Raw genomic sequence first — 12157 nt, 5'->3', positions numbered from 1 at the left:
TACCCGGGTGGGGGGTCAGGCGGAGGAGACGGCGAGCTTGGCGGCGAAGCCGGCGAAGAGGGCGGCGACGCCGCTGGTGAGGCCGGCGGAGAGGCGCTTGCGGCGGCGGAAGGCGGAGGCGAGGGAGGTGCCCGCGAAGATCAGCAGGGAGAGGTAGAGGAAGCTGAAGGTCTGCAGGATGCCGCCGAGGAGGGCGAAGGAGAGTACCGGGCTGCCGTAGGAGGGGTCCACGAACTGGGTGAAGAAGGACAAGAGGAAAAGTATGGCCTTGGGGTTCAGCAGGCTGATCACCAGGGCGCGGCGGAACGGGCGTTCGGTGGACTCGGCGGGGTCGGCGGCGGCCGCCGCGGCGAGGGCCTCGGCGCCGGCGCGGTGTTCGCGCCAGAGCTGGCGGGCGGCCCGCAGCATGCCGATGCCGATCCAGAGCAGGTAGGCGGCGCCGCCGAACTTCACCACCGCGAAGACCGCCGGGTTGGCCTCCAGGAGGGAGGCGGCGCCCAGGGCGGTCAGGCTGATGAGCGTGAAGTCGCCGACAAAGACGCCGGCGGCGGCGCGGTAGCCGGTGCGGACGCCCTTGCGGGCGGCGACGGACAGCACGTAGAGGGAGTTGGGGCCGGGGAGGAGGACGATGACGAGGGCGCCGAGGACGTAGGTCGCCAGGTCGTTGACTCCGAGCACGGTGGGCTCCGGTGGGGGCTGGAGAGCGATGAGGGGGCGCTCATCCTAACGTCGTACCGGGTGCCTGCTCAGTGCCCGCAGCGCTTCCCGTTCTCCGGTGCCTCGCCGGCCAGCAGGTAGCGGTTGACCGCGCCGTCCACGCAGGCGTCGTGGCGGCCGTACGCGGTGTGGCCGTCCCCGTCGTACGTCAGCAGCCGGCCGGACTCCAGCTGCCCGGCCAGTGCCTGCGCCCACGCGTACGGGGTGGCCGGGTCCCGGGTGGTGCCGACGACCACGATCGGGGTGGCTCCGGCGGCCCGGACGGTGTGCGGCGTGCCGGTGGCCCGCACCGGCCAGTAGGTGCAGGTCAGCGCCATCCAGGCCATGTCCCGGCCGAACCGGGGCGAGGTCCGCTCGAACTCCGGCACCGCCCGCGCGGCGTCGTCGGGGCCCGTGAACGGCGCGGGCAGGTCGAGGCAGTTCACCGCCATGTTGGCGGACATCAGGTTGGGGTAGGAGCCGTCCGGCCCACGGCCGTAGTAGTCGTCGGAGAGCCCGAGCAGGCCGGTGCCGTCGCCGGCCCGGGCGTCGGCGAGCGCGGTGCGCAGCCGGGGCCAGAGGAAGTCCGCGTACATGGCCTGGATGACGCCGGTGGTCGCCTGCGCCTCGGTCAGCCGGCGGGCGCCGTCGGTGGTGGGCAGGGGCTTCGCGTCGACCGCCGCGAACAGGGCGGTGAGCTGCTCGCCCACCTGCTGCTCGGTGCGGCCGAGCGGGCAGTCCTCGTGGGTGGCGCAGTCCCGGGCGAAGGCGGTCCAGGCGGTCTCGAAGCCGCCCGCCTGGGTGCGGTTGCCGGCCAGCGAGTCGAGCGACGGGTCCATCGCGCCGTCGAGCACCATCCGGCCGGCGCGGCCGGGGAACAGGCCCGCGTAGGTCGCGCCGAGGAAGGTGCCGTAGGACTTGCCGACGTAGTTGAGCCGCTCGTCGCCGAGCAGGGCGCGCAGCACGTCCAGGTCGCGTGCCGCCTCGACGGTGCTCAGGTGGCCGAGCCGGGCGCCGGAACGCTCGCGGCAGCCCTCGGCGAACTCCTTGGCGGCGGCCACCAGGGCGTCGACCTCGGCCCGGTCGTCGGGGGTGATGTCGACGGCGGTGTACGCGTCCATCCGCTCGCCGCTCAGGCAGGTGACCGGGGAACTGCGGCCGACTCCGCGCGGGTCCAGGCCGACCAGGTCGTACCGGGCGCGCACCGCGGGGTCGTACGCGCGGGCCGCGCCCTCGACGTACTCGACGGCCGAGCCGCCGGGGCCGCCGGGGTTGAGCAGCAGGGAGCCGAGGCGGCCGTCGGATCCACCGGATCCCTCGGAGCCCGCGGCCCCGGTGGGGACGGCCGGGGCGCGGACGGCGGCCAGGGTGAGGTCGCCGTCCGCCGGGTGCTCGTAGTCCAGCGGCACCCGGAAGGTGGTGCACTCGTAGCCGTCGTCGCAGGGCTGCCAGGCGAGCCGCTGCCCGTAGTAGGGCGCGAGCCCGGGCGGCACGGCGGCGGGCAGCGACTCCAACGGGGTGACCGCCGGACCGGACGCCGCCCCAGGCGCCGCCCCGGCCCCGGATGCAGCCGCGGACGGGGACGCGGACAGGGACGGGGGGCCCGACGGCGTGGCGGCCGAGCAGCCGCCCACGAGCAGCCCGGCGGCCGCCGCCCACGCGGCCGCCGCCACCCGCCCGCCACGCCGCCCGCGCCCCGCGCCCAACCGCGCCGGTGCGTCCTGCCGCCTGTCGGCCCGCATCTGGCATCCCCTCAGCCGTTCACTCCCGGTGGCCCCACTGCCACCCGGGGTACCGGTACCGGAAGCGTAGTGCCGCGCGCCGACGGCCTCAGGACGCCTTGCCGAGCGCCTCGCCGAGGAACTGCGCCGCCTGCCGGACCAGCCGCAGCCGGATCCGCTCCGCCGAGTAGTCCGTCGCGTTGTCGGAGATCCGCACCTCCGCGCGGGCGGCCGCGCCGGTGCCGCCGCGCAGCGCCGCCTGCAGCTTGCGGGCGGCGTCCAGCCCGGCGGTGTCGGCCTTGCCGGCGGCGAGCAGCAGCCTCGGGGTCCCGGTCGCGGGCGCCTCGGCACCGGTGCGGGCGAGCGCGGCCGCGTCGTACCGGCCGGAGACGGCCGCCGCCGCGCCGTACAGATCGGGGCGGGCGAGGCCAGCGGCCGCGGCGCAGGGCGCGCCGTCCTCGACGCCGAGCGTGCCCCAGCCCGCCGGACCGGGCGGCAGGGTGCGGAAGGTGGCCGCGATGGTGGTGCGCAGCGCGGCGTCGTCGGCGACAGCCATCGGGGCGGCGGCGACCAGCTCGCAGGGGTGGGCGGTGCCGTTCGGGGCCTCGGGGGCGACCAGGATGAACGGCTTGCCCTTGGCGCTCTGCACGGCGGAGGCCAAGCCCTCGAAGACGTCCGGCACCTCGGCGTCGGCGGTCTTCCGGGGGGTGGCGGCCTGCATCACGACGACCGGGAAGCGGGCGTTCGGGTCCTTGGCGTACTGGGCCGGCAGCCAGACCCGGACGTTGCGCGGATGGCCGTCCGGACCGGGCACGGCGGACTGCAGCAGCTCGCCGCCGCCCGGGTGGCCGACGCTGTCGAACCGGCTGACCACCGGCACCGGTGACGGCGTCGGCACGGCCGGCACGGCGGCCGGGGCGGCCCCCGCCGCGGGGGCCGCGGCGGGGTCGACCGGCGGAGCGGCCTGCCGGCCCCCGCCCGCACCGGCCTGCCCGTCGTCGAACCGGTCGTCGAACCGGTCGCCGAACCGGTCGTCGAACCCGTCCGGGAGCGACCCGGCCGACCCGATCGACGCGTCCGCCCCGCCGCCGCTCAGCGCGCCGAACGTGCCCAGCGCCGTGAGCAGGGTCAGCACGGTGACGCAGACCCCGCAGACCATCGCCCCGGCCGCCCGCAGCAGCATCGGCCGCTGCTCCCCGGCCAGCTCGTACGTCTCAGCGGCCCTCAGGTCGCGCCAGCGCAGCAACGCGCCGCGTGCCAACCAGACGCCGCCCCCGGCGGCGGCCAGCAGCGGGATGATCAGGAGCGAACGGACCATGGGACGCACCACCTCGCAGGAGGGCCGGCCGACCGTGCGGGCCCGGCACCGTACGGGACGCGACGGCCCCGAAGCGGTGGGGCGCTGTCGGCCCCAGCGTGCAAGACGATCCGGGGCTCGCACACGCGTGTGCCCGGCGCGTAACGCACGTTCACTCGAAGGTGGGACGGCCACATGCGGGCGGGGGCCGGGCCAGCGCCCCTCGGCGCACCGCCCGCGCGGCTCAGCCCGCGCGCAGCGCCACCGTCATCGCCTCGACGGCGAGCAGCGGGTCGACGTTGCGGTCCAGCGCCTGCCGGCAGGCGAGCACCGCCTCGATCCGGCGCAGCGTGGACTCCGGCGGACCGGCCTGGGCGACCCGGTCCAGCGCCTGCCGCTGGTCCTCGTTGGCCAGCGCGCCGGTCGAGCCGAGCTGGAGCGCGAGCACGTCCCGGTAGAAGCCGAGCAGGTCGAGCAGGGCGACGCCGAGGGTCTCCCGGCGGGTCCGGGTGGCCCGGCTCTTCTGCCGCTTCTCCAGTTCCTTGACCGCTCCGGCCATGCCGCGCGGCGCCTTGGTGCCCTCGGCCGCGCCGTACGCGGCCCTGAGGTCGTCGGTCTCCTTGGTGTCCTGGGTCTCGGCGAGCGCCTCGGCGTCGGCCTTGGCGGTGTCGACCAGACGCTGGGCGGCGGCCAGGCAGCCGCCGATGTCGCCGACCTCCAGCGGGATGCGCAGCACGTCGGTGCGGCGGGTCCGGGCCTGCTCGTCGACCGCCAGTCGGCGCGCGCGCTCGACGTCGCCCTGGCCGGCCAGCGCGGCGAGCCGGGCGGTGTGCGGCTCGACGCCGTCGCGGCGCACCAGCATGTCGGCGACCGCGTCGGCGGCCGGGGTGCGCAGCACCAGCAGGCGGCAGCGGGAGCGGATGGTCGGCAGCACGTCCTGCACCGAGGGGGCGCACAGCAGCCAGACGGTGCGCGGGGACGGTTCCTCCACGCCCTTGAGCAGCGCGTTGGCGGCGGCCTCGGTGAGCCGGTGGGCGGCGTCGACCAGGATCACCGACCAGCGGCCGCCGGTGGGGTAGCTGGAGGCGCGCAGGACGAGGTCGCGCATGTCGCCGACGCCGATGGACAGGCCGTCGGTGCGCACGTACTTCACGTCGGCGTGGCTGCCCGCGAGGACGGTGTGGCAGCCGTCGCAGAAGCCGCAGCCGGGCGTGCCGCCGAGCGCGAGGTCGGGGCTGGTGCACTGGAGCGCGGCGGCGAAGGCCCGGGCGGCGGTGGTCTGGCCGGCTCCGGGCGGACCGGTGAACAGCCAGGCGTGGGTCATCAGCGAGGCGTTGGCGCCCGCCGCCGGCTCGGCGCCGCGCCCGGCGCCGATGATCGCCCCGGCCGCCCGGGCGGCGGCGGTCAGCTGCTCGACCACCCGATCCTGGCCCACCAGGTCGTCCCAGACGGCCACTGCTGCTCCCAAGCTCGCTACGGACCTGCCGCCCCGCCCGTACGGGCGGAGGCGGGATGCGGGACCCGTCGGGCGTACCGGCCCGGCCGGCTCTCCCGTTCCCGCCGTCGAGCATACGTGGCCGCCACGACACCACCGGGCCCGTCGCGACAGCTGCGCCCGGCCGGACGGGCCCCTCGTCGCCCTGCGGCCGATCAGCTCCGGCGGCCCCAGCGGCGGCCCTTGCCCTTGCCGCCGTCCTCGCTCTGGTCCGGAGCGCCGCCGCGACCGCCGTTGCCGCCGTTGCCACCGGCGGGCCGGTCCTCCGGTCCCCAGCGGTCCCACTCCTCACGGGAGCCGAGCAGGGTGTCGGTGAGGCTCGGCAGGTCGTCCATCGGGGTCTCCTCCGCCCAGTCCGGCCTCGGCCGGGGCTCGGCGGCGGGCGGCTGCTGCGGGTCGATCACCGGCATCTCGCGGGTGCTGTCCACCGGACGCTCGGCCGGACGCTCCGCAGGGCGGGCCGCCGGGCGGGCCCCGGTGCCCGGCCGCTCGTCGCGCCACAGGTGCGGGGGCGTCCGGTCCACGGGCGCGTCCGGCTCGATCCGGGGCAGCACCGCCGTCCGGTCGGCGTCCTCCGCCGGGATCCTGGGCAGCACGGCCGTCTCGTCCGCCGCCGCGCCGGTCCGCTCCGCCGGCGTGCCGGGCACGACCGGCAGCTTCGCCGTCGCCGTGAGGTCCGCCGCACCGGCGGAACCGGGGCCGGCGCCCGGGCCGCGCAGCGCGAGCTCCTGGGTCGCCTCGTCACCGCCGCCCGCCGGGCCGGTGTCCCGCACCGCCCGCAGCTCGGTGGTCGCCGCGTCGTCCGGCGAGCCCGCGCCGGCACCGGCACCGGTGGCACCGGACGCACCCGCGCGCTCCGCCGCCTCGGCCGCCTCGGCAGCAGCCGCCGCGAGCGCGGCCGCCTGCGCCAGCCGGGCCTCCTCGGCCCGCTGCAGCGCCTCCTCCGCCCGGCGGCGCTGCTCCTCGCGGGCCAGCTCACGCTGCCGCTGGAGCTCCGCCCGGGCGGCCTCCTCCTCCGCCAGCCGCTTGCGCTCGGCCTCCTCGGCGGCCCGGCGGACCTCCTCCTCGGCGCGCCGCTTCGCCTCCTCCTCGGCGCGCTTGCGGGCCTCCTCCTCGGCCTTCTTCCGCGCCTCCTCGGCGGCCTTGCGCGCGGCCTCGGCGGCGACCCGCTCGGCCTCCTCCTTGGCCAGCCGCTCCTTCTCCGCCTGCTCGGCCCGCAGCTGCGCCAGCACCTCCTGGCGCTTGCGCTCGGCGGCCTCCTCCTCGGCGCGCTTGCGGGCCTCCTCCTCGGCCCGGCGCCGCGCCTCCTCGGCCGCCTTCCGCTCCTGCTCGGCGCGGGCGGCCTTCTCCTGCTCGGAGAGCGGCAGCTCGCGGTCGAGCCGGTGGCGGATCGCGGTGGTGACGACACCGGGGGCCTGGCTGCCGTCGACGACCAGGTAGCGCGCCGGATCGGCGGCGGCGAGCGCCAGGAAGCCGGAGCGCACCCGCTGGTGGAACTCGGTCGGCTCGGACTCCAGCCGGTCCAGCGCCTCGGTGAACCGCTCGCGGGCCCGGGTCGGGTCGACGTCCAGGACGACGGTCAGGTCGGGCAGCAGCCCGCCGGTCGCCCAGCGCGAGATCCGGGCGACCTCGGTGGCGGCCAGGTCGCGGCCGGCGCCCTGGTAGGCGATCGACGAGTCCATGTACCGGTCAGTGATGACCACCGCGCCGCGGGCCAGCGCCGGACGGATCACGTTCTCGACGTGCTCGGCCCGGTCGGCCGCGTAGATCAGGGCCTCGGCGCGGTGCGAGAGGCCGGTGTTGCCGACGTCCAGGACGAGGCCGCGCAGCCGCTGGCCGACCGGGCTGCCGCCGGGCTCGCGGGTGAGCACGACCTCGTGGCCCTTGCCGCGGATCCACTCGGCGAGCGCCTGGGCCTGGGTGGACTTGCCGGCGCCGTCGCCGCCCTCCAGGGCGATGAAGAAGCCGGTGCCCGCCCGGTGCGGGGCGGGGCCGGTGGCGCCGCGCACGGCGTCGACCAGGTCCCGGCCGAACGGCACGGTGCCGCGCCGGTCGTCGGTGCGCAGCAGCACGACGGCGGCCAGCACCAGGGTGAGCAGTCCGGCGGTGGCGATCGCGAGGGCCGCGCCGCCGTGGATGAAGGTGAACGAGCCGGGCTCGACCGTGCCGTACTCGACGTCCCCGTAGGCGGCGGCGATCAGCGGGACGCCGACCAGCGCGGCGCCGACCACGGCCCGCAGCACCGCGTGCAGGTGCTCGGTGACCTGCGGCAGCCGGACCTCCTCGACCTCCTGGGCGAGCAGGGCTCGGCCGGTGGAGATCACCACGCCGGCGGCCAGCGCGGCCAGCACGGTGAGCAGCAGGACGAGCACGAAGTCCAGCACCAGGCCGGCCAGGATCAGCGCGACGCCCTCGGTGAGCAGGGCGAGCGCGAGCAGCCGGCGGCGGGAGAGCGAGGGCAGCACGGCCCGGGTGATCCGGACGCCGAGCGCGGGCACGCCGGTGGCGGCCAGCACCAGCAGGCCGTAGCCGATCGGCCCGGCGCGGTGCTCGGCGGCGGTCAGCAGGGCCAGCGCGGCGACGCCGGCCATCGTGGCGTACCCGGCGCAGACCGCGAAGGTGAAGTAGGGGGCGCAGCCGGTGCGGCCCTTGGCCAGGGCCGGGCCGGGAGCGGCGTCGGTGGGAGCGCGCAGGCCCCGCAGCGGCGAGACCGGCGGCACCCGGACGGGGCCGCCGGGCAGCTCCTGGAGGTGGACCCGGGCCGCCGAGACGGCGAACAGGGCGGCCGCGCCGAGGGCGGCGAAGGTGGTCTGGTGGGCGCGCAGCCAGTCCGAGCCGAGCGCCGCGCAGACGTTGTTGAGCAGGGTGAGCGCGATCAGCGCGGCGGCGCCGAGCGGCACGGTGGCCCAGCCGGTGCGGTGGTCCAGCGTCCGCACGGTGGCCAGGTTGGCGGCGGACGGGCGCTGCTCGGCGGCCGCGGCGTACGGGTCGGCGGGCGGCAGCAGCGCGGGGACGGCGGCGGCCTTGGCGATCGCCCAGACCCGTTCGGCGGCGCCGGTCAGGAAGACGGTGGCGAGCAGCACCCAGGTCGCGGCCCCGGAGGGCTTCGGGCCGGAGCCCAGCCAGACGATCCACCAGGGGGCGACGCCGATCAGCACGGCGCGGGCCGCGTCGGCGCCGAACAGCGTCCAGCGCCGGTCGAGCTTCCCGCTGAGCAGTCCGTGCACCGGGCCGAGCAGCGCGGCGCCGACCAGCCCGGTGGCGGCCAACCGGGTGGCGAGGACGGCGGCGACGGCGAGCGGCAGGCTGCGCGGCGGGTCACCGAAGGACCCGCCGAGCACGGCGGCGATCACGGTGAGCACGAGCAGCACCAGCAGACCGAGCCGGTCGGCGGTGCCGCCGATCAGCTGGGTGGTCCACAGCCGCCGGTAGGGGCGCAGCCGCAGCAGCGCCCGGATCCGCTCGCCGGCGGTTCCCGCGGGCGCGGTCTCCGGCCGGTCGGGCGTGCCGGTGCCGGCGGCCGCCGCGGCGCTGGGGGTGGGCTGCTCCTCGCTCGTCATACGGTCAGCGTAGCGGTCGGGGCATGGCGCAAAAGAGGGGAGCGCGGCTCCGGGAGGGCTCCGCCACCGGGTTGTGACGGTCCGCGTACGCCCCTGTCACGCCCGGGCCCCGGGTCCGCCGGGGCGGACCGGTGAACGGTTCGGGCCCGCGCCGCCGGGGCGGACACGGGCCCGGATGCGACCGACCGGGGGTCAGCCCTCGTCGGTGGCGGTGGTCTTGCTCGCCGCGGTCTTCTTGGCCGCCGCCGTCTTGGTGGCGGCCTTCTTCACGGTGGTGGTCTTCTTCGCCGCCGTCTTGGCCGCCGCGGTGGTCTTCTTGGCGGCGGTCTTGGTCGCGGTCTTCTTGGCCGCCGCCTTCTTCGCCGGGGCCTTCTTCGCCGTCTTCTTCACCGGCCCGCGCGCCCGCTTCTCGGCGAGCAGCTCGTAACCGCGCTCGGGGGTGATGGTCTCGACCGCGTCGTCCTTGCGGAGCGTGGCGTTGGTCTCACCGTCGGTCACGTACGGCCCGAACCGGCCGTCCTTGACCACCACCGGGCGCTCGCTGACCGGGTCGGTGCCCAGTTCCTTGAGCGGCGGCGCGGCGGCGGCCCGGCCGCGCTGCTTGGGCTGGGCGTAGATCGCCAGCGCCTCCTCCAGCGTGACCGTGAACAGCTGGTCCTCGCTGGTGAGCGAGCGGGAGTCGGTGCCGCGCTTCAGGTACGGGCCGTAGCGGCCGTTCTGCGCGGTGATCTCCACGCCTTCCGCGTCCACGCCGACCACGCGCGGCAGCGAGAGCAGCTTCAGCGCGTCGTCCAGCGTGACGGTGTCCAGCGCCATCGTCTTGAACAGCGAGGCGGTGCGCGGCTTGACGGCGTTCTTGCCGGTCTTGGGCGTGCCCTCGGGCAGGATCTCGGTGACGTACGGGCCGTAGCGGCCGTCCTTGGCGACGAGCATGTTGCCGCTGACCGGGTCCGGGCCCAGCTCGTAGTCACCGCTGGGGCGGGCCAGCAGTTCCTCGGCCAGCTCGACGGTCAGCTCGTCCGGCGGCAGCTCCTCCGGGATGTCGGCGCGCTGGCCGGGCTCGCCCTCGACCTCGGAGGCGCGCTCCACGTACGGGCCGTAGCGGCCGACCCGCAGGGTGATGTCGTCGCTGACCCGGAACGAGCTGATCTCCCGGGCGTCGATCGCGCCGAGGTCGGTGACCAGTTCCTTCAGGCCGCCCAGGTGGTCGCCGTCGCCGTTGCCGGCCTCGGCGGCGCCGCCCGCGGCCGTGCCCTCGCCCTCGCCGAAGTAGAAGCGCTTCAGCCACGGCACGGACTGCGCCTCGCCGGCCGCGATCCGGTCGAGGTCGTCCTCCATCTTCGCGGTGAAGTCGTAGTCGACCAGCCGGCCGAAGTGCTTCTCCAGCAGGTTGACCACGGCGAAGGAGAGGAACGACGGCACCAGCGCCGTCCCCTTCTTGAAGACGTAGCGGCGGCCGATGATGGTGTCGATGATCGAGGCGTAGGTGGAGGGGCGGCCGATCTCCCGGTCCTCCAGCTCCTTGACCAGCGAGGCCTCGGTGTAGCGGGCCGGCGGCTTGGTGGCGTGGCCCTCGGGGGTGATCTGCTCGGCGGCCAGCGGGTCGCCCTCGGTGACCTGCGGCAGCCGGCGCTCGCGGTCGTCCAGCTCGGCGTTCGGGTCGTCGGCGCCCTCGACGTAGGCCTTGAGGAAGCCGTGGAAGGTGATGATCTTGCCGGAGGCGGAGAACTCGACGTCCCGGCCGTCGGCGGCCCGGCCGCCCACCTTGACGGTGACCGACTGGCCGACCGCGTCCTTCATCTGGGAGGCGACGGTGCGCATCCAGATCAGCTCGTAGAGCCTGAAGTCGTCACCGCTCAGGCCGGTCTCGGCGGGGGTGCGGAAGCGGTCGCCGGACGGCCGGACCGCCTCGTGCGCCTCCTGCGCGTTCTTCACCTTGGAGGCGTAGGTGCGCGGCGCGTCCGGCAGGTAGTCGGCGCCGTACAGCTGGGTGACCTGCGCGCGGGCGGCGGCGACGGCGGTGTCCGACAGCGTGGTCGAGTCGGTGCGCATATAGGTGATGAAGCCGTTCTCGTACAGCTTCTGGGCCACCTGCATGGTCCGCTTGGCGCCGAAGCCCAGCTTGCGGCTGGCCTCCTGCTGGAGCGTGGTGGTGCGGAACGGCGCGTACGGCGAGCGGCGGTAGGGCTTGGACTCGACGCCGCGCACCGAGAACGCGGTCTGCTCCAGGGCGGCGGCCAGCGCGCGGGCGGCCTGCTCGTCCAGGTGCAGGGTGTTGGCGCTGCCCGCCTTGAGCCGGCCGTCCTGGCCGAAGTCGCGGCCGCTGGCGATCCGCTTGCCGTCGACGGCGATCAGCCGGGCGCCGAAGCTCTCCGGGTTGGCGGCGTCGGCCGGGGTGCGGCCGGTGCCGAAGGTGCCGACCAGGTCCCAGTACGAGGCCGAACGGAACGCCATCCGCTCGCGCTCGCGCTCGACGACCAGCCGGGTCGCGACCGACTGAACGCGGCCGGCCGACAGCTTCGGCATGACCTTCTTCCAGAGCACCGGCGAGACCTCGAAGCCGTACAGGCGGTCGAGGATGCGGCGGGTCTCCTGGGCGTCGACCAGACGCTGGTTCAGCTCGCGCGGGTTGGCCACCGCCTCCTGGATGGCCGACTTGGTGATCTCGTGGAACACCATGCGGTGCACCGGCACCTTGGGCTTGAGCACCTGCTGGAGGTGCCACGCGATGGCCTCGCCCTCGCGGTCCTCATCGGTGGCGAGGAAGAGCTCGTCGGACTCCGCGAGCAGCGACTTCAACTTGCTGACCTGGGACTTCTTGTCCGCGTTGACCACGTAGATCGGGGCGAAGTCGTGGTCCACGTCCACACCGAGCCGGCGCACCTCGCCGGTGTACTTGTCCGGGACCTCGGCGGCCGTGCTCGGGAGGTCGCGAATGTGCCCGACGCTCGCCTCGACGATGTAGCCGGGGCCCAGGTAGCCCTTGATCGTCTTCGCCTTGGCCGGCGACTCGACAATGACGAGTCGCTGTCCGTGCGCGGTCTCGCTGCTCGGGGACACCTTCGCTCTTCTCTCCCGGTCGTTACGTGAGCTGGTCGGCGCTGGCAGCACGGGCTGCGCTCCGCCCGACCCCTCCACCGTCCCGGGGCTGCCGCTGTACGACGACCCCACCAGCGGAGTGTGACCGTACCCCGGCCACCCTTGTCAAACGGACGGATCCCGCAATTTCACCGGCAAGGCCGACCGACGCCACTCGAACGGTAACCCGACGGCGACGGATCGCGCCCTGCGGAGGGGGGCTTCGGCGGGTTTCGAAGGATGGAATGACGGATTTCAAAATCTGTCAACGGAATATCCGCCCCCGGATCCCGGCCGCGGCCGGGGGTGG

At 75.7% G+C, this 12157-nt stretch carries 6 protein-coding genes; all 6 read right to left on the bottom strand.

What is annotated here, in order from left to right; genetic code table 11:
• Positions 1–15: 15 nt before the first annotated feature.
• The 6 genes from leuE to topA all read right to left on the bottom strand — a co-directional run bounded on the left by leuE (position 16) and on the right by topA (position 11829).
• Positions 16–678: a leucine efflux protein LeuE gene (leuE, locus tag ABT238_RS00885; RefSeq protein ID WP_350558500.1), complete on the bottom strand. Its 663-nt coding sequence runs from the start codon at positions 676–678 to the stop codon at positions 16–18.
• A 68-nt stretch (positions 679–746) separates the two neighbouring features.
• Positions 747–2438, bottom strand: a complete 1692-nt coding sequence (locus ABT238_RS00880; protein WP_502891382.1) for an alpha/beta hydrolase — start codon at positions 2436–2438, stop codon at positions 747–749.
• Between the two features lie 88 nt (positions 2439–2526).
• Positions 2527–3735 (bottom strand): alpha/beta hydrolase, encoded by a 1209-nt coding sequence (locus tag ABT238_RS00875; protein ID WP_350755093.1) that lies wholly within the window; start codon positions 3733–3735, stop codon positions 2527–2529.
• Between the two features lie 223 nt (positions 3736–3958).
• Positions 3959–5170 carry a DNA polymerase III subunit delta' gene (locus ABT238_RS00870; protein ID WP_350755224.1) on the bottom strand — a complete coding sequence of 404 codons (1212 nt, stop codon included), beginning with the start codon at positions 5168–5170 and terminating at the stop codon, positions 3959–3961.
• Positions 5171–5364: 194 nt separating this feature from the next.
• Positions 5365–8769: a dTMP kinase gene (tmk, locus tag ABT238_RS00865; RefSeq protein ID WP_350755092.1), complete on the bottom strand. Its 3405-nt coding sequence runs from the start codon at positions 8767–8769 to the stop codon at positions 5365–5367.
• A gap of 192 nt (positions 8770–8961) precedes the next feature.
• Positions 8962–11829, bottom strand: coding sequence for a type I DNA topoisomerase (gene topA / locus ABT238_RS00860; protein WP_350755090.1), 2868 nt, complete (start codon positions 11827–11829; stop codon positions 8962–8964).
• Positions 11830–12157 lie beyond the last annotated feature (328 nt).

This window comes from Kitasatospora sp. NPDC001527 (assembly GCF_040298605.1).
In the GTDB taxonomy this organism is placed as follows: Bacteria; Actinomycetota; Actinomycetes; order Streptomycetales; family Streptomycetaceae; genus Kitasatospora.
The sequence above is the reverse complement of the archived record's forward strand: the minus strand, read 5'-3'. Positions and strand labels throughout refer to the sequence as shown.

Coding starts and splice junctions, on each gene's coding strand:
- ABT238_RS00880 (WP_502891382.1), bottom strand. CDS start 2,438: ATGCGGGCCGACAGGCGGCAGGACGCACCGGCGCGGTTGGGCGCGGGG.
- ABT238_RS00875 (WP_350755093.1), bottom strand. CDS start 3,735: ATGGTCCGTTCGCTCCTGATCATCCCGCTGCTGGCCGCCGCCGGGGGC.
- tmk (WP_350755092.1), bottom strand. CDS start 8,769: ATGACGAGCGAGGAGCAGCCCACCCCCAGCGCCGCGGCGGCCGCCGGC.